Source organism: Vibrio sp. MA40-2 (genome assembly GCF_047302445.1).
Taxonomy (GTDB): Bacteria; Pseudomonadota; Gammaproteobacteria; order Enterobacterales; family Vibrionaceae; genus Vibrio.
Genome location: NZ_CP178628.1, coordinates 235,017 through 256,902 on the forward strand (window position 1 = coordinate 235,017; position 21,886 = coordinate 256,902).

Consider the following 21,886-nt stretch of genomic DNA (forward strand, 5'->3'; position numbering starts at 1 on the left):
TTAGTTCAGCTCTGCTAGTACTTTTTTGGTTAAATCAGAATCGTCTGAGGCATAGAGAAGCGTTTGGCTATCAATTACCATGTCAAAACCTTCTTTCTTAGCGACTTTTGACGTTGCTTCTTGAATAATTTTCAGCATTTCTTGACGTGACTGCATATCAAGAGATTGCGCTTTTTTCTTAAACGATTGCTGCTTGATTTGACCCTCTGCGTTGAGTTTACTGATCTCAATTTCGAGCTTCTCAACACCTTCTGTACCAAGTAAAGCACCATCACGTTGAATTTTTTGGTGTTTTGTCGATATTTCAGCTTGAAGTTTTTCTAATTCCGCTCTGTCATCTTTTAATTCAGCTTGTAATTTTTTCACGATAGCTTCACGTTGAGGCAACTTACTAATGATATAACTGGTGCTGATGTAGCCTACTTTTTGTGCGGCTTCTGCTGCATTAGCAAAAAAAGCCGAACTAATAATGATAAGACTTGCGCCAACAACTTTAACTAATTTTTTCAAAACATGTTCCTTTTAAAAAGTTTTGCCTATTGTGAAAGTAAAGAATTCTTCATCGTCACCTTCATATATTTCGACTGGTTTTGCAATAGAAAATACTAATGGTCCCATCGGAGACATCCACTGTAATGCTGCACCATAAGACGAACGGTAGTTAAGTGGATCTGAATAATCATAATAGTAATCTTCACCATAAGAAATATTCTCTTCTAGATAATTAAACTCGGTATCCCAAACACTTGCTATATCAAAGAATACACTAGTCCGCACTTGGCTTTGCATTTCTTCTGACAAGAATGGCGTTGGTAAAATCAACTCGATACTTGCCAAAGCAACCGCATTACCACCAACCGCATCATCGGTCGCGGTATAGTTAGGGTTATTACCTATGCCTTCATCATAAACCGCTTTTGGACCGGCTGAATTTGAGCCAAAGCCTCTTAGAGATGAAAAGCCCCCCATGTAGTAGTTTTCATAAAACGGAAATAAGTTATCATTACCGTCATCTGACGTTCCATAACCATTACCGTAACCTAAACGACCTCTTAATAGTAAGGTAAATTCATGTTTTTTGGTTAATGGTATATATTGGCGAACATCATATTGAGCTTTAAAGTACTGAACATCCGTTCCAGGTATAGTTGCTTTATAAGACGCTCTTTGATGGTTACCAGCGGTAGGGAAGTAACCTCGGTTTAGGTTATTACGAGTCCACGTCAGCGTAACATCAAAATCATTAACAGCAAGTTCCCCTGAACTATTAATATTATCTGCCTGAGCTTGAAGAAACTGCTCAATTTGAACATAAGAATCAAGGTTGGAAATTTTATTATGTGTATAGCCTAGACCAATTTCAAAAAAGTTGAGCTCATCAAACGGAAAACCCCAAGTTAAACTAGTACCGTAACTTTCATTGGTATAATCAACGATACCCGCTTCAGAAGCTTCAAATTTATTGTAAAAAACTTTTCCGCCTAAACTAACACCATCTAAGTTCCAATAAGGATCTCGGTACTCAAGGGTTATATTATCTTGATAATCATTTGTACTAGCACTAATACCAACTCGGTTACCAGTTCCGGCAAAGTTATCTTGCTGTAAGCCTACTTGGAAGCTTACACCAGACTCCGTACCGTAACCAACACCAAAGTTGATGCTACCTGAGTTCGCTTCTTTGACAGAATAAACCAAATCAACCTGATCATCCGTGCCTGGCACTCTTACGGTTTGTACGTTTACAGTTTCAAAAAAGCCGAGGCGACTCAGTCGAGATTTACTGGTTTCTATTGCTTTAGAGTTCAGCCAACTGCCTTCCATTTGGCGCATTTCACGTCGTAATACTTCGTCTTGTGTTGAGTTATTACCAGTAAAACGGATATCTCGCACATAGATTCGATTACCAGCTTGTAGATGAATGGTAAGTTTTACCGTTTGATTTTCATCATCAAACTCAGGTTGAGTACGTACATTGGGATAAGCATAACCAGCCTCACCCATGGTTTTCTTTACATTTTCTTCTAATGCGGTGACCAAAGCACCACTGTATAAGTCACCATCTTCGAATGGAACCATTTGTTCAAATTCGGATTTCTTTCCTATCAACTCCCCTTTAAAATCAACCCCTTCAACGGTATAAGGTTGGCCTTCATCTATATTCAAGGTGATATAAACACCTTTCTTATCTGGAGAAATTGAAACTTGAGTACTGGCAACCTTAAATTTTAAATAACCTTGGTTAAGGTAATAGGATTTTAGCGCTTCCAAATCAGCTGCTAAAACTTGCTTCTGATACTTATCATCAGAAAGAAAGTTCCACCATGAAACGTCAACGTTTAAATCAAAGCGTGATAATAACTCCTCATCGGTGAAAACTTCATTCCCGATAAAGTTAATTTGCTGAATTTTTGCCGATACACCTTCAGAAAAGACAAAGTTTAGATCCGCTCGGTTTCGCGGTAGTGGCGTAACTACCGCTCTAACGGTGGCATTATATTTTCCAACACTATAATAGAAATCTTCTAAACCTTTTTCGATTTGGCTTAATGTAGTGCGATCAAGTGCTTCACCTACACGCACACCAGAGGCGTCTAAATTTGGCTCCAATTGCTCATCTTTTATCGCACTATTTCCAGAAAATGAAATACTGGCGACCGTTGGTCTTTCTTTAACCTGAATAACCAATACGCCCTCATCTCTTAAAGCGCTGACGTTTTCAAAGTTACCAGAGCCATACAGGGCTTTGATCGTATCAGCCACATCCTGCTGATTAATATTATCACCAACTCGCACAGGAATTTTCAAAAGAGCAGCACCCAATGCAACCCTTTGTAATCCTTCGATTTTAATATCTTTTACAATAAACTGTTCTTGCTCTGCACGACTAACTGTCGAGCTAGTTATTAAAAGAGCAGTGAGTAATAATTGCTTAATTGTCATACCAGTGCTGACTATTCCTTGATACTTCTTATTGCTTTCTGTTGAATTATATTGTTAATAAACATGATTGAAAATTTCAATCCCACTTACTTCAATATATCGATATCACAAACGCATAAAATCGTTAAAAACAGCAATCGCCATTAGAGAAAATATGATTGCTCCTCCAACACGAAAGCCCATTTCCTGTACTTTATCAGGCACAGGTCGGCGGATAACCGCTTCAATGGCATAAAATAATAAATGACCACCGTCCAATACAGGCAATGGCATTAAATTAATGATGCCTAAATTCACACTTATTAATGCTAAAAAACCTAAGAAATAAACTAGCCCGTAATCAGCCGTTGCACCTGCACCTTTAGCTATCGATATAGGACCACTCAGGTTATTCAATCCCACGTCACCAACAACCAGTTTTTTCAGCATACTAAATGTTAAGCTGATAACTTGCTGAGTTTTTTCGGTTGCTTTAACGAATGATTCAAACAAACCAAATTGTAGATCGAATCGATACTCTTCTGGCCACTCAGCCATAACTGGAGAAAGGCCCGCGAAGCCAATAACATTGCCATCCGACAACTCTCGACTAGCTGGCGTCAACAACAACGTTTGATTTGTTCCTTCTCTTTCAACTTCAACTTTTAACGTTTTGTTAGCTGAGCCACTAATGGTATTAACTATTTGTTGCCAATCTTCAACTTGATTACCATCAATGGAAAGAATCTTATCGCCAACAGAAAAACCAGCCGCATAAGCTGCACTGTCCTCTGAAATAAACGCTACAGAGGTATAAATTTCAGGTCTATACGGCGAAAACCCCAATGTCTGCATAGCAGACTGACTTTCTGGATCGTAGCGCCATTGTGTTAAATCTAAAGTCTTTGTTTCTTCTATTCCATAGCCATCCGCAGGACGAACCGTGATAACCATCTGTTCGTCGCCAATATGAGAGACTAATCCCATATTTACCGACTCCCAGTTAACGGTTTCTACACCTGAAATAGAAGTAAGCTCCATTCCTGATGTTATTCCTGCTTGAGCAACAATAGAATTAGGTGCAACCTCTCCAATTACTGGCTTTATTGTTGGAACTCCAATCAAGAACACTAACCAATAAGCAAAAATAGCAAACAAAAAGTTAAATATCGGTCCAGCAGAGACAACTGCGGTCCTTTGCCAAAGTGGCTTTTTATCAAAAGCATATTGCTGCATCGATTCAGGAACATCATCTACCCTGCCATCAAGCATTTTGACATAACCACCAAGAGGGATAAGAGACAAACTGTATTCCGTTCCATCTTTACCTATTTTATTCCATAACGACTTGCCGAAGCCTATAGAGAATTTCTCTACCTTTACACCACACTTACGTGCTACCCAAAAGTGGCCAAACTCATGCACAGCAACTAAAATACCTAAGGCAATAATAAAGCTGGCAAAGTTCCACAAAATATCAATCATAGTGAGCGTTCTCTAATCACTTCTAAAGCAAGTTTACGAGCTATTCTATCTAGCTCTAGTAGGCTTTCCAAGTTATCTGTATTTAGTTGATAGTTATCTGAACAAACCTTTGAAAGTACTCGTTCATTGACAACAGCAATATCAATAAAGTTCAGTTGTTTATTCAAAAATGCGTTAACTGCGACTTCGTTTGCTGCATTTATCGCCGTTGTAGCATGTTGACCTTGGTAACAGGCCTCTATAGCTAACTTTAAACAAGGGTATCGAGAATAGTCAGGCTCTAGAAAAGTCAGTTCACCTACTTTGGTAAAATCAAGCGCTCCAACACTAGAAGCAATTCGTTCTGGATAGGACATGGCCAACGCAATGGGGGTGCACATATCAGGCTCACCCATTTGTGCGAGTACAGAACCATCTCGATATTGCACCATAGAATGAATCACAGATTGTGGATGAATGATGACTTTTAATTGTTCTTTTTGGCAGTTAAATAACCATTTGGCTTCAATAAATTCTAAGCCTTTATTCATCATTGTTGCTGAATCAACCGATATTTTTGGCCCCATAGACCAATTAGGATGCGCGACTGCCTGCTCAGGCGTCACCAGCTGTAATTCATCAACGTTGGTGTAACGGAACGGCCCACCAGACCCTGTCAATAATATCGTATCAATACCATGAGCATCGAGATCACAATAGCCTACGTCATTTTGCACCTGTTCCGGTAAGCACTGAAATATCGCATTATGTTCGCTGTCAACTGGAAGTAATTGAGCACCATATTTATTAACCGCTTCAATAAATAATTGACCCGACATAACCAACGCTTCTTTATTAGCCAATAAAATACGTTTGCCTGCTTTTACTGCCGACATAGTAGGAGCTAACCCTGCGGCCCCAACTATTGCCGCCATAACACACTCAACCTCATCTAATGATGCAACAAAACATAAACCAGCTTCCCCGGCAACCACTTCGGTTGGTATTTGCAGAGACTTAAGCTCCTTACCTAATCTATTTGCAGCTTGTTCATCAGACATCGCTGCATACTTAGGCCTCCATTTAACGCAGAGCGCTTTCATCGCCTCGACGTTCGTTCCTGCGGTAAGAGCGACCACCGAAAATTTATCAGGATTTTCAGAGATAACCTTTAATGTACTACTGCCAATTGAACCAGTCGCACCTAAAATCGTCATGTTTTGCATCAAGAAAAAACCATTGTGAATGGGAAGAAGAGTAGAGTACTTAAGAGGCGAATAGATTGCCTCTTAAGTTGACTAAATTGTGAAATACAACAGTGTAAATACTGGAAAAGCAGCGGTTAAACTATCTATTCGATCAAGTACGCCACCATGACCAGGAATAATATTACTGCTATCTTTAATACCTGAAACTCGTTTTAGCATACTTTCAACTAGATCACCCAATACTGAAATGATCACAGTGATCAAAGTGATCATAACCATACTGCTAACACTAGAGAACGGAATATCAAACCAGGTTGCTGTGCACCAACCAACAATTAAGGCGACAATAATCCCACCAATTAAACCTTCAATCGTTTTATTAGGACTGACGTGGGGTGCCATTTTGTGCTTGCCGAACGCTCTACCAGCAAAATATGCCCCACTGTCTGCCGCCCATACTAATAAGCAAACGTACAGGACTAACTTAGCGCCATGGTAAGGCTCTAAATCAATATTTTGAGCCCGCAAAATGAGCAGGCTCCAAAAAAAGGGTAAAATCGTAAGTAAGCCAAAAATTTGTCTCAACACCTGAGAATTATGCCAAAATTCTTTAGATTTAGGGTATCTAATCGCTAATAAGCTGGCTACCAACCACCAAACAGAAGCAAGTAAAAGAAGAGCAAAGTGAGAAGGCATTAACTGGTTTAAGCTCAGTGTATCAATTGGTATAAACCAACAACTGAGAGCAAAACAGCATAAGGTAGGAATCATCGCTAAATAGCGTGATTGACTACCAACAAACTGAGCCCATTCCCAAAAAGCTAATATCGTAATACCGGCTGCAACTACGATAAAAAAAGGCAAAGAGAGCTCAAAAATAGCCAGAACAGCAAGAGGGGCTAATATTAACGCTGTTATTATTCGTTGTTTCAAATGCGTTACCTTAAATTTATTCCATTAAAGATTTTATCTGTTCACCAGTACAGCCGAATCGTCTTTCTCGACTAACGTACCAAGACACGGCGTCTGCAAGCCTATCTTCGTTAAAATCAGGCCAAAATACGTCGGTAAAATACATTTCAGCATAAGCAAGTTGCCATAACATAAAGTTACTTATACGGCATTCACCACTGGTTCGAATAAGGAGGTCGACTTCAGGCAAATCCGCCATAGTCAACTCGGCAGCAAAAACGTCTTGGGTAATATCACCAGGTTGCAAGGTGCCATCTTGAACTTTAACGGCAATCGCTTTAGCGGCTTCGGTAATATCCCATTGGCCACCATAATTAGCCGCGATGTTAACCACCATTCCGGTGTTATTTGCTGTGAGTACTTGCGCCTCTGCTATTTTTTGCTGAAGAGAATCATTGAACTGACTAACATTACCAATAATTCTCAGTTGAAGATTATTCTTATGTAATTTTTTTACTTCTCTACTCAGAGCCGTTACAAAGAGTTCCATCAATAAATTGACTTCCTCTTCTGGTCTGCGCCAATTTTCACTACTAAACGCGAACATAGTGATAGCTTTAGCACCAAGTTTGGCGGCACCTGATATTGTCTTTCTTACGGCTTTAGCCCCGGCGCGATGTCCAAAGACTCGAGGTTTACCTTTTGCTTTGGCCCAGCGGCCATTGCCATCCATAATTACAGCGATATGTTTAGGTAAGTGAGATAAAGAAACTGGAATATCAGGCATAATAATAATTTAACAAGTTCAATTTATTCAGAATGATAATACAAAAAAAACGCTGGGCTGTAAGCACAGCGTTTTTTTCAAAACGAAAAAACAATCGATTAAACTTCCATTAAATCTTTTTCTTTCGCAGCAAGTACTTCATCGACACTCTTCACTGCAGCATCTGTCAATTTTTGAATATCATCTTGCGCTCTACGATCTTCGTCTTCAGAGATTTCTTTCTCTTTTAATAAGCTTTTAAGATCTCCATTTGCATCTCGACGAATATTACGGATAGCAACACGGCCACCTTCGGCTTCACCGCGAACAATTTTCACTAAATCGCGACGGCGCTCTTCTGTTAGAGGAGGAAGAGGAACACGGATAACCGTACCCGCAGACATTGGATTTAAACCAAGATCCGATTTCATGATGGCTTTCTCAATTAGAGGAGTAAGCTCTTTATCAAAAACAGTAATAGCCAAGCTACGAGCATCTTCTGCTACAACATTTGCTACTTGGTTCAACGGCGTTGGGGCACCATAATATTCTACAGTGATACCAGAAAGTATGCTTGGATGTGCACGTCCTGTACGTACTTTACTTAGGGTATTTTTTAGTGCTTCAACACTTTTTTCCATGCGCTCTTGTGCGTCTTTTTTGATTTCGTTAATCACTTTTTCACCTTAATCTTTACACTCATTAGGAGCAATTATTCAGCACTGCTAATTAATGTGCCTTCGGTTTCGCCCATCACCACGCGTCGAAGCGAGCCTGGCTTATTCATATTAAATACACGGATTGGCATATCGTGGTCACGAGCCAATGTGAATGCAGCCAAATCCATTACTTTTAGTTCTTTATCGAGTACTGCATTATAAGACAGCTTATCATACAACTCTGCATCCGGGTTTGCTACTGGGTCAGAAGTAAATACACCATCTACTTTAGTTGCTTTGAGAACCACGTCAGCTTCTATTTCAATGCCTCGTAAACAAGCGGCAGAATCTGTGGTGAAAAACGGATTACCTGTACCTGCAGAGAAAATTACGACTCGACCTTGACGTAATTGAGCAATAGCGTCCGCCCAATTATAATCATCACATACCCCTTTAAGAGGAATAGCCGACATAACACGCGCATCGACATAAGCACGGTGTAAGGCATCACGCATTGCTAAACCATTCATCACTGTTGCTAGCATACCCATGTGGTCACCGACTACGCGGTTCATTCCTGCTTCGGCAAGACCAGCTCCACGGAACAAGTTACCTCCTCCGATAACAAGACCAACTTGCACACCCAGTTCAACCAGTTCTTTTACTTCTTGAGCCATGCGATCAAGAACCGTTGGATCGATCCCAAAGCCTTCTTCACCTTGAAGTGCTTCACCACTTAATTTTAATAAAATACGTTGATACGCGGGTTTTGGATTTGTTGTCATGAAGTTTACCTTCCAAAGTAGAGTTATTAATTAACCGTCATGAATGAGCACTTAAGTTCAATATTACCTCAAGCTTTAATTCATCACAGCTAAATAGTATTTGCCAGTCATAAAAAGACCGCAGCCTTGGCCACGGTCTTTTCTATGCGATCACATAAGGAATTACCCTTTCTGTACCGCAGCGACTTCGTCTGCAAAGCTCATTTCTTGAGCTTTTTCGATGCCTTCACCAACTTCTAAACGTACGAAGTTAGTAACTGAAGCACCTTTTTCTTTCAACATGTCACCTACAGTTTTCTTAGGTTCCATGATGAATGCTTGACCAGTTAAAGAGATTTCACCGGTGAACTTCTTCATACGGCCAATAACCATTTTTTCAGCAATAGCTTCTGGTTTGCCTTCGTTCATTGCGATTTCAACTTGAACCGCTTTCTCTTTCTCAACAACGTCAGCAGGCACATCTTCAGGGTTAACAAATTCTGGTTTAGAAGCAGCAACATGCATAGCAACATGCTTAAGCGTCTCTTCATCAGCAGAACCAGCAACAACAACACCGATGCGCTCACCGTGACGGTAAGAAGCAAGTTGAGCACCTTCAATATACTCTACGCGACGGATACTGATGTTTTCACCAATTTTAGCAACAAGAGCAATGCGAATATCTTCAAATTTAGCTTGAAGAGCAGCAGCGTCTAAACGCTCAGCAACAGCCGCATCAGCAACTTCATTAGCGAACGCTAAAAAGTTACCATCTTTTGCTACAAAGTCAGTTTGACAGTTAACTTCTAGAAGAGCAGCAACACCATCAGCTTGTTTGATGATAATTGTACCTTCAGCAGCTACATTGCCTGCTTTTTTAGCGGCTTTTGCAGCGCCACTTTTACGCATGTTTTCGATCGCTAGTTCAATATCAGCGTCCGCTTCAACAAGCGCTTTTTTACATTCCATCATGCCAGCGCCAGTACGCTCGCGAAGTTCTTTAACTAGAGCAGCAGTTACAGTTGCCATTCTCTATTCCTCAGTTTATTCAGGATAAGATACAAATCAGGGGCCTAAATAAGTGGCCCCTGATGCTAACTATAACTTAGTTAATGTATATTTCGTGTTTCACAAATGAAATACATGTATAAAATCACGCGTTACAAAAACTAAGTATAACGTCAGAAGCCGCTATTATTCAGCTTCTTCTACGAAACCGTCTTTTTCACCAGCAGCAACAACAGCGTCTTGGTTACGACCTTCTTTCACAGCGTCAGCAGCAGCGTTTAGGTAAAGCTGTACAGCGCGGATTGCATCATCGTTACCAGGAATAATGTAATCAATACCATCTGGGTCAGAGTTAGTATCAACAACAGCGTATACTGGGATACCAAGGTTGTTAGCTTCTTTAACTGCGATGTGCTCGTGATCCGCATCAATTACGAATAATGCGTCAGGTAAACCGCCCATGTCTTTGATACCACCAAGTGATTTCTCTAGCTTCTCCATTTCGCGAGTACGCATTAGAGCTTCTTTCTTAGTTAGTTTTTCAAACGTACCGTCTTGAGCTTGAGCTTCAAGTTCTTTAAGACGTTTAATAGACTGACGAACCGTTTTGTAGTTTGTTAGCATGCCGCCTAACCAGCGGTTGTTAACATAGTATTGGTTGCTGTTGATAGCAGCTTCTTTAACAGCTTCAGATGCAGCGCGTTTAGTACCAACAAAAAGAACTTTACCTTTTTTCTCGCCAACTTTAGCAATTTCAGCTAGAGCTTCGTTGAACATAGGTACCGTTTTTTCTAAGTTGATGATATGAACTTTGTTACGAGCGCCAAAGATGAATGGTTTCATTTTTGGGTTCCAGTAACGAGTTTGGTGACCAAAGTGAACACCAGCTTTAAGCATATCGCGCATTGATACAGTTGCCATTTTAAATTCCTCTTACGGGGTTAGGCCTCCACATACCCCATGCATCCGACTTATAATTATTATCTCGAATTAGATAACAACAAAGCACCCCGGAACATGTGTCGGTACGTGTGTGATTTAAAGATAAAAGTAAGTGGAGCTAAAAAAGCATCGCTGACTACAATGCAGTCAAAGAGAACAGTTCCAGACTCCGGCGCGCTTTATACCATAAAAACAGGGTAAAAAGCTAGAAAAATTGGCCTCTAATAGTTGAATTTTATTGGTGTCATCTTCGATCTCAAGTGTAAATGATAACGGAATTCAATTGCACTTAACCTGCTCACTGGTAGAATACGCTGCAATAAAGCCGTAAGTGTGCGAACAGAATTAGAGAATAGATAGATGACAATTAAAATCAAAACTGCTGAAGAAATCGAAAAAATGAGAATCGCGGGTAAACTTGCCGCTGAAGTTCTTGAAATGATTGAGCCATTTATTAAGCCAGGTGTAACCACCGAAGAGCTTGATCAAATCTGCTACAAATTCATTATAGAAAACGGAGCTTACCCTGCTCCACTCGATTATCATGGTTTTCCAAAATCTATTTGTACTTCTGTAAACCACATTGTATGTCATGGTATTCCAGCAACCGAAGATGCAATAGGTTCTACCGGCAAACCAAAACCTGGCGTGTTGAAAGATGGGGATATCATCAACGTTGATATTACGGTGATCATTCCGAATGACAAATCTGCTTCATTAGAAACTCGCCCACAAGGTTATCACGGCGACACCTCAAAAATGTTTCTGGTTGGCAATGTTGATCCAGTTAATAAACGTCTTTGTATGGTCGCACAAGAATCCCTATACGCTGCCATGCGCAAAGTGAAACCGGGCAATACTATTGGTGACATCGGCACCACAATACAAAAGTATATTAAAGGTGTGACACCGCGTTTTTCTATTGTTAAAGATTTTTGTGGCCACGGTATTGGTGATGAATTCCATGAAGAACCACAAGTTGTGCATTATAAAAACAATGACCGTAGAGTCCTTAAACCAGGCATGATCTTTACTATTGAACCAATGATCAATGCCGGTAAGTTTGGTTGTAGTGTGGATTCTGAAGATGATTGGACGGTTTACACGGGCGATGGCAAAAATTCGGCACAATGGGAACATACCATTTTAGTCACTGAAACAGGTTGTGAAGTACTGACTCTTCGCCAAGAAGAGACTATCCCAAGAGTGATGGTTAACTAAGCTCGATAGAGAATATAATTAACTAAGCTGAATCACGTCTGCATTTAAAATCCTCGCTAACAATTGTATCCTCGGTAACAATTGTAATTGATAGCGAGGATTTTTTAGTTTCAGGCTTTTAAACTCTATAAGGTACTGGTACATTGGCAGCATATTAGTTTAGTACGGACGGCAAGGAATGCCTTATTTATCGCCTCTGCAATTTACAGACTCACAACTCACACCGAATGACATTAAAAATCAACTTGATTTGTTGTCAGAATATCAAAATGAACAATTTTTAAATCATCAGCCAGTGACTGATTTGGTTTTTGCGCGTTCTGAATATATGGACCAACTGTTACAGAGACTTTGGACATTTTACGGTTTTTCAGAACTGGATAATCTTAGCTTGGTCGCTGTTGGTGGGTACGGAAGAAGTGAACTTCACCCTTTATCAGATATTGATATTCTCATTCTGTCACAAAAAGAGTTACCCAAAGAGCTCGGCAGTAAAATTAGCGAATTCATCACTTTCTTATGGGATCTTAAATTGGAAGTTGGTCACGCTGTTCGTACTATAAAACAATGTTCCGAAGTAGGCAGTAGTGATCTAACGGTGGCAACCAATCTACAAGAGGCGCGTTTACTTTGTGGTTGTGAAGATACGTTCCTGAAACTCAAATTATTAGTGTTATCGGAAAGCTTTTGGCCAAGTGTTGATTTTTGCCAGCAAAAAATAACCGAACAAAAAGAGAGACACGCACGCTACCACGATACGACATACAATCTTGAGCCAGATATCAAATCGAGCCCCGGTGGTTTGCGCGATATTCATACCTTAAGTTGGATAGCTCGGAGACACTTCGGTGCAACCTCTTTGCTTGAAATGAGTAAATACGGCTTTCTAACGGATGCAGAATACCGTGAATTGGTTGAATGCCAAGATTATTTATGGCGTATTCGATTTGCTCTGCATATGGAACTCAAACGATACGACAACCGACTCACTTTTGCTCATCAAGCGCAGGTCGCTCAGCATCTGGGATTTACTGGCGAACACAATGTTCCGATAGAAACCATGATGAAAGAGTTCTATCGAACATTACGCCGTGTTGCTGAACTAAACAAAATGCTTATTAAGTTATTTGAGCAAGCCATCATAAACAATGGTGAAGAGCTCGATGCGGAAGATATTGATGATGACTTCCAACGTCGAGGAGCATTAATTGAAGCCAAAAAACCCGCATTATTTCAAGCGAGACCAGAAACTATTTTGGATATGTTCATCCATGTAGCAAATGACTCAAGCATTGAAGGTGTCGCTCCAGCCACACTAAGGCAATTACGCACAGCAAGACGCCGTCTTAATAAGTTTTTACACACTATTCCAGCCGCAAAAGAAAAATTTTTGACCTTATGCCGACACCCTAATTCCCTTTTAAGTGCCTTTCCATTAATGCACCGACTCGGGGTAATTGCGGCGTATATTCCGCAATGGAGTCAAATTGTTGGTCAAATGCAGTTTGACCTATTCCATGTTTACACCGTAGATGAACACAGTATTCGCCTTCTGAAGCATATCCACTCTTTCTCAAATCCAGACAATCATAATAAGCATCCAATATGCTGCGAAGTTTTTCCACGAATACAGAAAAAAGAATTGTTAATTATTGCCGCAGTATTTCACGATATAGGTAAAGGCCGTGGCGGTGACCACTCTGAGATTGGCGCGGTTGAAGCCTACGATTTCTGTATAGAACATGATCTATCAAAACCGGAAGCCAAACTGGTTTCCTGGTTAGTAAAAAATCATTTATTAATGTCCGTCACCGCCCAAAGACGTGATATTTACGATCCAGATGTGATTGCAGAGTTTGCTAAAGTCGTAAGAGATGAAGAATATCTCGATTACTTAGTTTGTTTAACGGTTGCCGATCTTTGTGCCACCAATCCTGAGTTATGGAATAGCTGGAAGCGTACTTTACTTGCCGAACTGTACCACTCTACTCAACGAGCATTACGTAGAGGACTTGAAAACCCGGTGGATGTGCGTGATAGGATCCGTCATAACCAACAAATGGCCTCAGCATTGCTTCGAAAAGAAGGATTTTCAGCGCGGGAGATTGAACTGCTTTGGCAACGATTTAAAGCAGATTATTTTTTACGCCATACCTATAAACAAATCGCTTGGCACAGTACGCATTTATTGCATCACGAAGACATAGAAGCACCACTTGTTCTTATGAGCAAAAAAGCCACTAGAGGCGGAACAGAAATCTTTATTTATTGTAAAGATCAACCTGCTCTCTTTGCCAATGTAGTGGCTGAAATTGATAGGCGTAATCTAAATGTCCATGATGCGCAAATAATGAGTAGCAAAGATGGCTTTGTTTTAGATACATTTATGGTGCTTGACCAAAATGGTGATCCTATTCAAGAAGAGTTCCACAGTACGATTATTGATAGCATTGTAGAGCCACTAAATGACACCACCCAAAAGAAATTAAGAGTCAGACGAGCACCAGCGCAGCTTAAACATTTCCACGTGAAAACTCGCGTAGATTTTATACCAACAAAAACCGGTAAAAAAACCCTAATGGAATTTGTGGCATTAGATATTCCAGGCCTTCTGGCAACAGTAGGTGAATCATTTTCTGAACTTAACATTAATCTTCATGGCGCAAAAATAGCCACCATTGGAGAACGCGCGGAAGATCTATTTTTTATCACTTCATCTAACGGTCAATCTTTAACCGAACCAGAGCAAGATATTTTACGAGAGACAATAGTTAAAAATGTTTCTGAACTAGCAGAAAAGTAGCACATTATCCTGTGGAGAGATCGTGAATCGCGATCTCGTCCACAACTCTTTATACGCTCAAAAAAAATCAACTTTCTACTCTCTTATCTTACTGTTAAAGTGGCGACAATTAATTAAATAAATTAATTGTTTTAGCAACACAAAAACAAATCGTTAAGCAACAGACAAGCAAATCTCCAAACCTTACTTTATCATTCAATAAAGTTATTATGATGTAGGTTTACTATTAGATAAGTTAACTATGTGATAAGGTTCGAGAATGCTAAACAGCATAATGATAACTTCAAGTGGATAGGGAATATCACACATTACATTTAACACTATTATTTATTCAAGAGGTAAGCTATGTATCCAAACCTTACTGGTTTAGGGATTCATGATCCTAAGCAAATAGAGCGCTATTCTTTACGCCAAGAAGCTCACAAGGATGTGTTAAAAATTTATTTTCATAAACAGAAAGGAGAACTGTTTGCGAAAAGTGTGAAATTCAAGTACCCAAGACAAATTAAAAATGTCTTGGTGGACGGCGGAACCAATCAATATCGAGAAATTACTGAAATTAACCGAAATTTGACCCTCGTTATTGATGAACTCAATACGATAACTCGCCCTGTTAAAGCACAGAGCAAAGATCTTAAAGAAAAAATTCTATCTGATCTTCGTCATCTAGAAAAAGTAGTATCAAGTAAGATACATGAAATTGAAGCTGATCTAGAAAAGCTCAAATAAGCAAAATTACAGACATTCAAAAAGGCTCAAGTATTAACAACTTGGGCCTTTTTTTTACCATGGTAAAATAAGCCTATTCAAATAGAACAGAAAGACTCAAATTTCATTCGTCCACTGAAATTGTCTAATCAATTGATGCCATACTTCATCCAAACCAGCTTTAATGCAAACCGACTGTTCGGTAAATGGATGCACGAACTGCAATTCTGAAGCATGCAAAAGCAACCTGCACGCTTGATAATTTTCACGGAAAAGTCGATTATGTTTACCGTCACCATGCGAGGTATCGCCTATAATAGGGTGCCTAAGATGCGCCATATGACGACGTAATTGGTGTTTTCGTCCCGTTTTTGGTTTCATTTCTATTAGGCTATAGCGACTGGTTGGAAAAGGTCCTGTCGAATATGGTACTTCAACTTTTGCTAACGGGTTATATTCGGTTATGGCTTGTTGTGGCTCTTTATCGGCTTTGGCAAATTTATCTGCAATCTTATCTAACTCTTGTTTGAGCGGGTAATCTAGTGTCGCTCCCTCTTCTATCCAACCTCTGACAATCGCATGATAAGTTTTAGTCATCTCATGGTTGGCAAACATAGGCATCATTTTAGAAGCCGTTTCACTAGATAAAGCAAACACAAGTACGCCCGATGTTGGTCTATCTAAGCGATGCAAAGGGAAAACATGTTGGCCTATTTGATCTCTCAAGGTTTGCATAACAAATTGAGTTTCATGTTTATCTAACCAAGAACGATGCACTAACATACCCGCGGGCTTATTAACGGCGATAATATAGTCATCTTGAAATAATATTTCCAACACTACAGGCACTCCTGATCGATTTTGTTTAACAGTAAAATTAAACCAGATTTGTCTTTTTCCGACTGCCAGACTTGTTCAAAGTAAGGCGAAATAGAAAAGCCGTAAGGAACTTGATCCATTTCTAACAAATCTCTCATTTTAGGAATAAATACCCATTGCAACCACTGCTCTGGCTGTAATGTATCTAAAGCAAAAGGCATTTTGCTTTGTAATGCGCTTTCATCTGGTGCCTCATCATCCCATAAACACAGATCACGCAAACATGTTTCTACGTCTTGTAATAAAATAATAAGAGGAAAATCATCCATCATAAGATTAATACGTGCTACCACCTTGAAATTTGGCCTAAGAGTACCATTTATTAAGCAAAGACCAATAGAGTAATTAATAAAATGGACAACATCCAAACCCTAACTCATTTGTTAAAAAATAGCGGCTGTGAATACAAAATTTTTGATTTAGGGAGACGTATTCTACCGGTTGAACAATCCCTGTTTGCCAGTGTTGAACTCGGCCAACAACCCTACCCTTACCCACTTCAGCGACAAGCTAATATAGCAATTAGTTATTGGAACGCAGAAAGACAACCGTGGATCTGGTTTTTAAAGTTTCCTCTAGATGAAAGAGGCCTACTTAAGCAATCTGATATTGGTAACTTTATCAAATATGTTGTAGAAGCAATGGGGACAAGACTCGGTGGACAACTTAGCCAAGAACAACAGCAAACCCTGGCAAATAATCCGTACACGTTCAAACCATCAGAAGACAAAATGGCCGTATTCCACAGCCAAATCCGCTTTTTACTAGATATGCCCACCAGCCAATATTATGAACATGCTCAACACTACTTTAGTGGTGGGTTAGGTTGGACTAACTGGCAAACTGTTGGATTACAAGGTATTGCTGATATTTGTACTCGTCTTAATCAAGAACAAAATGGGGTGACCGTTCGCAAAGCGCTTCGACATATTCCAAACGAACCCAAATACGCTTTATTAGGCGTACTTGAGCATACTGCTCTACCAGAAAAACTGTCGGCGACTATTTATGAACTGGCACAAAAAGAGTGTCAGTCAACAACACCTGATTTATTCTTGCTATCAGCCCAAGTACGAGCCTTATCTGGTGGAAGCATGGAACAATTGTATTCGCTGGTTAAAACCATACTCTCTAGCCCTAGACTCAGCCACCAAGAAGTTTTAATTGGTATTGCCGGACGTTCTTGGCAAGCATTACAAAATCCTGCCATAGCAGAACAGTACCTTTTAAGATTAGCTCAAACAGGTAACCAAGAACTGTTTAATCAAATATTTTCCGACTTAGTCATGTTGCCTGCACTGCGCTTAATTTTATTACCATTACTGCACAGTAACCCTTCCAATGACTTGGCTAATGCGTTGCTAAAATTACAACAATCAACCAAAACAAAGGCAACGTGATGATCACTGATTTACTGGCAATTCTAGGTCTGGCTTTTGGTTTTTTTCTATTCTGGCAACAAAGAAGACAATCAGAGTTAGCAAAATCAGCGATAGCAAAACGATGCGAACAACTCAATTTACAGCTATTAAGTGTTTCATTTGGTGCTCACAGAATAAAAACTCCAGAAGGAAAATTAAAATGGCATTCCGCTTATCTATTTGAATTTTCTGCACTAGGCGATGACTGCTATCAAGCTAACTTAATCATGCGTGGTTTTAGGCCCGTACGCTTTAATATTCCACCATATAGAATACCAAACGACTAAACAAGAAAAGCCCCGACACTTTCGTATCGGGGCTATAGTCTTACTTGCAGCAATCCAGCTACTTAAATGCTCCATGCATCATCCGTAATAGTGCTAAATCCTTCAGCTTATCCTTTGCATCGCCATCCTAGCGGTGTCCTATGTCATCCTAACTGCTAACATTCCTCGTTAGCGAACATCACTTGATCCTTGAGCGGTGTCCTTGTCATCATCCTGATGATATTCCTAGCCTGATCCTTTCAGGTGTCCATCGCATATCCTTGCCGTTAGCATCCTACTAACGTTGCATCCTGCAATGTCCTAGCATCCTTTTAGATTACAATCCTCGTAATCACTCTTCATCCTGAAGATAACCAAATCCTTGGTTGTTACTCATCGACTCCTTGTCGACGCAGGTAAGATTACTATTTTTAAATTTGGGAACAAGTCACTATTTACTATTTATATTCAAATAAAGTGTTCAAAATTAAAACAAACATATAAAAAACATAAGGTTAATAACAACCACCGTACGATTTAGCTCAAAAACAATCGCTTTATCTTACACACTTGTAAGAGATATCTCACAAGCAGCTTCTTGATTGGCTATGCAATTATTATGAAATATCATTCAATTTTATGCAGGCTATGTACAGGCAGTATAATAGTTAATCAATACTGCAACCTGAGCTGTAACTTATGCTTATTAGAATTAACTTTTATTAAACAACACTAACTTATCTAAAACAAAACTAACCAAACTGGGTGCTAGATAACTCCACCAGGAAACAGTAGGATAGTGAGCAAAACAGTATCGGAGTATTCAATGTTAACTAAAGATGTCTCTACTGAGTTAGAATTAGCCATGCAAAAAATTCATGCCTCAGGTAAAACCCCTACAGTAGCCTTAGTCAAAGCTCAACTCGCCATCAGTGTTCCTATGCCAGCAATAATTGCGGCGATAAAAAGTTGGAAAGGAAATAAAACCGTTCCTAAGATAGAAATAGCAAGCACAGCAGAGAAAGATGCAGACAAGCGAATAGCTCAATTAGAAACGCAGGTTTTCGATCTTACTAGCCAATTAAATGAACTGAATCAACAATTGAACAATCTTACTATACGACTCAATTCAATCGAGGCGAATAAATGAAAATATGGGTAGATGCAGATGCTTGTCCTAAAGTCATTCGAGAAACATTATTTAGGGCCGCAGAAAGAACAGGAGTCGAATGTATATTTGTCGCAAATCACCGAATCCCAGTACCATCACGAATCAATATCCGTTGTATTCAAGTAGAGAGTGGTTTTGATGTTGCCGATAACGAAATTGTACGCTTAGCAGAAAAAGGCGATCTCATTATCACCGCCGACATTCCACTTGCAGATGAAGTAATCACAAAAGGCGCTCACGCATTAAGCCCTAGAGGTGAGCTTTATACCAAGGACACTATAAAAGCTCGTCTCAATATTCGTGATTTCATGGATACCATGCGTTCTAGTGGGATACAAACTGGTGGTCCGAGTACTCTAAGTCAAACCGATAGAAGAGAGTTTGCTAATCACCTAGACCGTTTCCTAGCCAAACGTTAAGTGACTTAATTAGCCACATAATAAGCGATGGTATCTACTTATTCGCTTATTATACTATTTACTCACTTCAAATGATCCCAACTTATGTTAGAAACAATACGGCAATCATCACACTTAAAATAGAACACATCGTGCAACGGTTTGCTCAACAACCATTCTCCACCACATTTAGGACATTTTCTTTCTTTTTCAGCCGATAAGCTCTCTCCACCGACCCGATATAAATAGTAATACGTCGGTATTTTGCTTAAAAATTCAATTCGTCCTCTTAAATCCCAACCACGGCGAGAAAGGTCACTGCTCAACTGAGTAATTTCCGTCAATGCAGCGTGTTCAGCTTTGCAGCCTCCTGCCATTTGAATTTCATCACACGCTTGCCATTCTGTTTGCCATTTTATCACTGCTTTATGATCACCATTAAATGTCGCTGCATTACGGTAAAGAGGAATAGGCAACAATGTGTCACCACAGCGAAGTGGCGAACACGTATGTACATACGTAGTATAAAGTACTTGCCAACTTGATTTGTTACCTTCCGCCGCTTGTTCTGAATTAATATCTCGTCCCAAAATACGAACTTTAGGTGCGAGTAGGCAAGCATCGGCCAGTTGAGAAATACAATGTTTAACGAAATTCGAATGATTATCAGGATGAAGGCTATCTTCTTCAGGACACACAACTCGCACCGAAAATACCCCTTCTCCCATAACGATAGGAAATTCTCGGCCTAAAATTTGACCGTTATACCTCAAGGCTTCCAATAAACTATTAATGCCTTTATCGACAGCGGAAATCGTTGTATTAGCAAAGCAATCAAATTGCAATTCAACTCCATACATACCCTTTATACCTCTTGCCCTGAGATTTGTGGTTCGATCTCTTGTAAAAAGGAAGCAAGATCTTCGGCCAAAATGTCGCGTTTATTGGTACCTAATCTTTCCAAAATAACCGCTCCTGTAATGTTACAAACAGAAATAACATCTAATTCAGCCTCAGTTGTACCAATAAAAACCGTTGGCTTAAGCTTTAATCTTCGTTGAGTAACTAAATGACCTAAAATATTCTCTTGTAAACGCTCAAAATCGTCATCACTCCAAATTTGCAACAAAGTAAAAGGTTTACCTTGCCAACTCGCTTGCATATCAGCACAAAATTGACAGCCATAGAACGCTTTTATATCTTCATGTATGCCGATTTCTATCCCATTTTCAATGTTAGTAAAATCGGCCATAACTTCACGAGGTACAGATTGCCAATACACCGTATCTTCATCAGTTTTCTCAACACACGGCGACACTAATCCAAGTAATTCTTCACTATGCGGTATCGTGCCAAAGATATCTTGCCAAGTGTGTTGATAATGTCGAGAAAAACGGTGCAAAGCCTCTGTTACAGAGAGTGTCATGTAACCTCCTAAGTTTGAAATAATGACAGCGTATACGCGATTAAGTAGAATCTCGGGTATTCTAATCGATATTGATACTTAATATGAGCAAATATTCAAATGCAGTTGAGCTTACTGGTTTAACTTTAGGCAAAAAAACACAGTACCAACAGCAGTATGATGCCAACTTATTGCAGCCAGTGGCAAGAAGCCTGAACAGAGAAGATTTAAACCTTACTGCTGATCTGCCATTTTATGGTTGTGATATATGGACACTGTATGAGTTATCTTGGTTAAACGAAAAAGGTATGCCACAAGTAGCTATTGGTGATGTATCTATTCCGGTAACAAGCCCTAACTTAATTGAATCTAAATCTTTCAAGCTTTATCTTAATAGCCTTAACCAAACGCGTTTTGCTAGTTGGGATCAGTTAAGAAAAACGATGGAAAATGATCTTTCTCATTGTGCTGGAGAACCAATCCAAGTCAGTTTACGTCCACTATCCAATTTTACTACTGAGAATATTGCGGATATGCAAGGTAACTGTATTGATGAGCAAGACATTGAAATAGAGAATTACCAGTTCGATCCGACTTGGCTTGAAAGTTCCACCAACGATGAAGTGGTCACAGATAAAGTAATTCACAGCCACCTATTGAAATCGAACTGCTTAATTACCAACCAACCAGATTGGGGAAGTGTGGAAATACGATACTCAGGTAAAAAAATAGATGAAGAAGCTCTGCTGAGATATATTATTTCATTTAGAGAGCATAATGAGTTCCATGAACAGTGTATTGAACGAATTTATATGGATATATCGCATTTTTGCCAACCGAGTTCCCTTACTGTTTACGCACGTTACACAAGACGAGGTGGGTTAGACATCAACCCTTATCGTTCTTCAAACAATACAAGGCCACCTTGCAATCATAGATTGGCTCGGCAGTAATGTTCCCGCATAATAA

22 protein-coding genes are annotated in these 21,886 nt (G+C 39.7%); 8 read left to right on the plus strand and 14 right to left on the minus strand.

Features of this window, described 5'->3' with window-relative positions; all coding sequences use genetic code 11:
- The 10 genes from ACLKML_RS08510 to rpsB form a co-directional block, all read right to left on the minus strand.
- A complete protein-coding gene (locus ACLKML_RS08510) occupies positions 1-510 on the minus strand; it encodes an OmpH family outer membrane protein (RefSeq protein WP_413284965.1) in 510 nt (169 codons plus the stop codon).
- Positions 511-522: 12 nt separating this feature from the next.
- A complete protein-coding gene (bamA, locus tag ACLKML_RS08515) occupies positions 523-2,943 on the minus strand; it encodes an outer membrane protein assembly factor BamA (RefSeq protein ID WP_413284966.1) in 2,421 nt (806 codons plus the stop codon).
- Between the two features lie 105 nt (positions 2,944-3,048).
- Complete coding sequence (gene rseP / locus ACLKML_RS08520) at positions 3,049-4,407, minus strand: sigma E protease regulator RseP (protein WP_413284967.1); 1,359 nt, start codon at positions 4,405-4,407, stop codon at positions 3,049-3,051.
- The gene (gene ispC, locus ACLKML_RS08525; RefSeq protein ID WP_413284968.1) at positions 4,404-5,612 is read right to left on the minus strand and encodes a 1-deoxy-D-xylulose-5-phosphate reductoisomerase; all 1,209 of its coding nucleotides are present in this window, start codon (positions 5,610-5,612) and stop codon (positions 4,404-4,406) included. Before ispC ends, rseP begins: the two co-directional genes overlap by 4 nt.
- A gap of 72 nt (positions 5,613-5,684) precedes the next feature.
- Complete coding sequence (locus ACLKML_RS08530) at positions 5,685-6,527, minus strand: phosphatidate cytidylyltransferase (RefSeq protein ID WP_413284969.1); 843 nt, start codon at positions 6,525-6,527, stop codon at positions 5,685-5,687.
- 16 nt (positions 6,528-6,543) lie between these two features.
- A complete protein-coding gene (locus ACLKML_RS08535; protein WP_413284970.1) occupies positions 6,544-7,293 on the minus strand; it encodes an isoprenyl transferase in 750 nt (249 codons plus the stop codon).
- Positions 7,294-7,391: 98 nt separating this feature from the next.
- Positions 7,392-7,949 (minus strand): ribosome recycling factor, encoded by a 558-nt coding sequence (frr, locus tag ACLKML_RS08540; protein ID WP_413284971.1) that lies wholly within the window; start codon positions 7,947-7,949, stop codon positions 7,392-7,394.
- A gap of 35 nt (positions 7,950-7,984) precedes the next feature.
- On the minus strand, positions 7,985-8,716 hold the full coding sequence (gene pyrH, locus ACLKML_RS08545) for a UMP kinase (RefSeq protein ID WP_413284972.1): 732 nt from the start codon (positions 8,714-8,716) through the stop codon (positions 7,985-7,987).
- Positions 8,717-8,878: 162 nt separating this feature from the next.
- Positions 8,879-9,724 (minus strand): translation elongation factor Ts, encoded by an 846-nt coding sequence (gene tsf / locus ACLKML_RS08550; RefSeq protein WP_413284973.1) that lies wholly within the window; start codon positions 9,722-9,724, stop codon positions 8,879-8,881.
- A 165-nt stretch (positions 9,725-9,889) separates the two neighbouring features.
- On the minus strand, positions 9,890-10,624 hold the full coding sequence (gene rpsB, locus ACLKML_RS08555; RefSeq protein ID WP_413284974.1) for a 30S ribosomal protein S2: 735 nt from the start codon (positions 10,622-10,624) through the stop codon (positions 9,890-9,892).
- A gap of 381 nt (positions 10,625-11,005) precedes the next feature.
- On the opposite strand from rpsB, the gene map reads away from it, so the two are divergent.
- The 3 genes from map (at position 11,006) to ACLKML_RS08570 (ending at position 15,398) form a co-directional block, all read left to right on the plus strand.
- Positions 11,006-11,866: a type I methionyl aminopeptidase gene (gene map / locus ACLKML_RS08560; protein ID WP_413284975.1), complete on the plus strand. Its 861-nt coding sequence runs from the start codon at positions 11,006-11,008 to the stop codon at positions 11,864-11,866.
- Between the two features lie 178 nt (positions 11,867-12,044).
- A complete protein-coding gene (gene glnD / locus ACLKML_RS08565; protein WP_413284976.1) occupies positions 12,045-14,669 on the plus strand; it encodes a bifunctional uridylyltransferase/uridylyl-removing protein GlnD in 2,625 nt (874 codons plus the stop codon).
- Positions 14,670-15,014: 345 nt separating this feature from the next.
- Positions 15,015-15,398, plus strand: coding sequence for a DUF3461 family protein (locus ACLKML_RS08570; RefSeq protein ID WP_317717462.1), 384 nt, complete (start codon positions 15,015-15,017; stop codon positions 15,396-15,398).
- 96 nt (positions 15,399-15,494) lie between these two features.
- Here the strand turns inward: ACLKML_RS08570 and truC are convergent, their stop codons facing one another.
- Both truC and ACLKML_RS08580 read right to left on the minus strand, forming a co-directional pair.
- Positions 15,495-16,226: a tRNA pseudouridine(65) synthase TruC gene (gene truC, locus ACLKML_RS08575; RefSeq protein ID WP_413284977.1), complete on the minus strand. Its 732-nt coding sequence runs from the start codon at positions 16,224-16,226 to the stop codon at positions 15,495-15,497.
- The gene (locus ACLKML_RS08580) at positions 16,217-16,549 is read right to left on the minus strand and encodes a YqcC family protein (protein ID WP_413284978.1); all 333 of its coding nucleotides are present in this window, start codon (positions 16,547-16,549) and stop codon (positions 16,217-16,219) included. The genes truC and ACLKML_RS08580 overlap by 10 nt, the downstream gene beginning before the upstream one ends.
- A 60-nt stretch (positions 16,550-16,609) precedes the next feature.
- Here ACLKML_RS08580 and ACLKML_RS08585 point away from each other — a divergent pair, with 60 nt between their 5' ends.
- The 4 genes from ACLKML_RS08585 to ACLKML_RS08600 all read left to right on the plus strand — a co-directional run bounded on the left by ACLKML_RS08585 (position 16,610) and on the right by ACLKML_RS08600 (position 19,533).
- A complete protein-coding gene (locus ACLKML_RS08585) occupies positions 16,610-17,656 on the plus strand; it encodes a DUF3549 family protein (protein ID WP_413284979.1) in 1,047 nt (348 codons plus the stop codon).
- Positions 17,656-17,964: a DUF3301 domain-containing protein gene (locus ACLKML_RS08590; protein ID WP_413284980.1), complete on the plus strand. Its 309-nt coding sequence runs from the start codon at positions 17,656-17,658 to the stop codon at positions 17,962-17,964. The genes ACLKML_RS08585 and ACLKML_RS08590 overlap by 1 nt, the downstream gene beginning before the upstream one ends.
- 805 nt (positions 17,965-18,769) lie before the next feature.
- The gene (locus ACLKML_RS08595; RefSeq protein WP_413284981.1) at positions 18,770-19,093 is read left to right on the plus strand and encodes a hypothetical protein; all 324 of its coding nucleotides are present in this window, start codon (positions 18,770-18,772) and stop codon (positions 19,091-19,093) included.
- Positions 19,090-19,533 carry a YaiI/YqxD family protein gene (locus tag ACLKML_RS08600; protein ID WP_413284982.1) on the plus strand — a complete coding sequence of 148 codons (444 nt, stop codon included), beginning with the start codon at positions 19,090-19,092 and terminating at the stop codon, positions 19,531-19,533. The genes ACLKML_RS08595 and ACLKML_RS08600 overlap by 4 nt, the downstream gene beginning before the upstream one ends.
- A 62-nt stretch (positions 19,534-19,595) precedes the next feature.
- On the opposite strand, the gene ACLKML_RS08605 is transcribed toward ACLKML_RS08600, so the two are convergent.
- Complete coding sequence (locus ACLKML_RS08605) at positions 19,596-20,372, minus strand: Zn-ribbon-containing protein (RefSeq protein ID WP_413284983.1); 777 nt, start codon at positions 20,370-20,372, stop codon at positions 19,596-19,598.
- A 5-nt stretch (positions 20,373-20,377) separates the two neighbouring features.
- Positions 20,378-20,938 (minus strand): SecY-interacting protein, encoded by a 561-nt coding sequence (gene syd / locus ACLKML_RS08610; protein ID WP_413284984.1) that lies wholly within the window; start codon positions 20,936-20,938, stop codon positions 20,378-20,380.
- An 83-nt stretch (positions 20,939-21,021) separates the two neighbouring features.
- Between syd and queF the strand changes: the two genes are divergently transcribed.
- Complete coding sequence (gene queF / locus ACLKML_RS08615) at positions 21,022-21,870, plus strand: NADPH-dependent 7-cyano-7-deazaguanine reductase QueF (RefSeq protein WP_413284985.1); 849 nt, start codon at positions 21,022-21,024, stop codon at positions 21,868-21,870.
- Positions 21,871-21,886: the final 16 nt, after the last annotated feature.

Coding starts and splice junctions, on each gene's coding strand:
- ACLKML_RS08590 (WP_413284980.1), top strand. CDS start 17,656: ATGATCACTGATTTACTGGCAATTCTAGGTCTGGCTTTTGGTTTTTTT.
- syd (WP_413284984.1), bottom strand. CDS start 20,938: ATGACACTCTCTGTAACAGAGGCTTTGCACCGTTTTTCTCGACATTAT.
- ACLKML_RS08570 (WP_317717462.1), top strand. CDS start 15,015: ATGTATCCAAACCTTACTGGTTTAGGGATTCATGATCCTAAGCAAATA.
- map (WP_413284975.1), top strand. CDS start 11,006: ATGACAATTAAAATCAAAACTGCTGAAGAAATCGAAAAAATGAGAATC.
- ACLKML_RS08600 (WP_413284982.1), top strand. CDS start 19,090: ATGAAAATATGGGTAGATGCAGATGCTTGTCCTAAAGTCATTCGAGAA.
- ACLKML_RS08595 (WP_413284981.1), top strand. CDS start 18,770: ATGTTAACTAAAGATGTCTCTACTGAGTTAGAATTAGCCATGCAAAAA.
- bamA (WP_413284966.1), bottom strand. CDS start 2,943: ATGACAATTAAGCAATTATTACTCACTGCTCTTTTAATAACTAGCTCG.
- rpsB (WP_413284974.1), bottom strand. CDS start 10,624: ATGGCAACTGTATCAATGCGCGATATGCTTAAAGCTGGTGTTCACTTT.
- rseP (WP_413284967.1), bottom strand. CDS start 4,407: ATGATTGATATTTTGTGGAACTTTGCCAGCTTTATTATTGCCTTAGGT.
- ACLKML_RS08585 (WP_413284979.1), top strand. CDS start 16,610: ATGGACAACATCCAAACCCTAACTCATTTGTTAAAAAATAGCGGCTGT.
- glnD (WP_413284976.1), top strand. CDS start 12,045: ATGCCTTATTTATCGCCTCTGCAATTTACAGACTCACAACTCACACCG.
- pyrH (WP_413284972.1), bottom strand. CDS start 8,716: ATGACAACAAATCCAAAACCCGCGTATCAACGTATTTTATTAAAATTA.
- ispC (WP_413284968.1), bottom strand. CDS start 5,612: ATGCAAAACATGACGATTTTAGGTGCGACTGGTTCAATTGGCAGTAGT.
- ACLKML_RS08605 (WP_413284983.1), bottom strand. CDS start 20,372: ATGTATGGAGTTGAATTGCAATTTGATTGCTTTGCTAATACAACGATT.
- queF (WP_413284985.1), top strand. CDS start 21,022: ATGAGCAAATATTCAAATGCAGTTGAGCTTACTGGTTTAACTTTAGGC.
- tsf (WP_413284973.1), bottom strand. CDS start 9,724: ATGGCAACTGTAACTGCTGCTCTAGTTAAAGAACTTCGCGAGCGTACT.
- ACLKML_RS08535 (WP_413284970.1), bottom strand. CDS start 7,293: ATGCCTGATATTCCAGTTTCTTTATCTCACTTACCTAAACATATCGCT.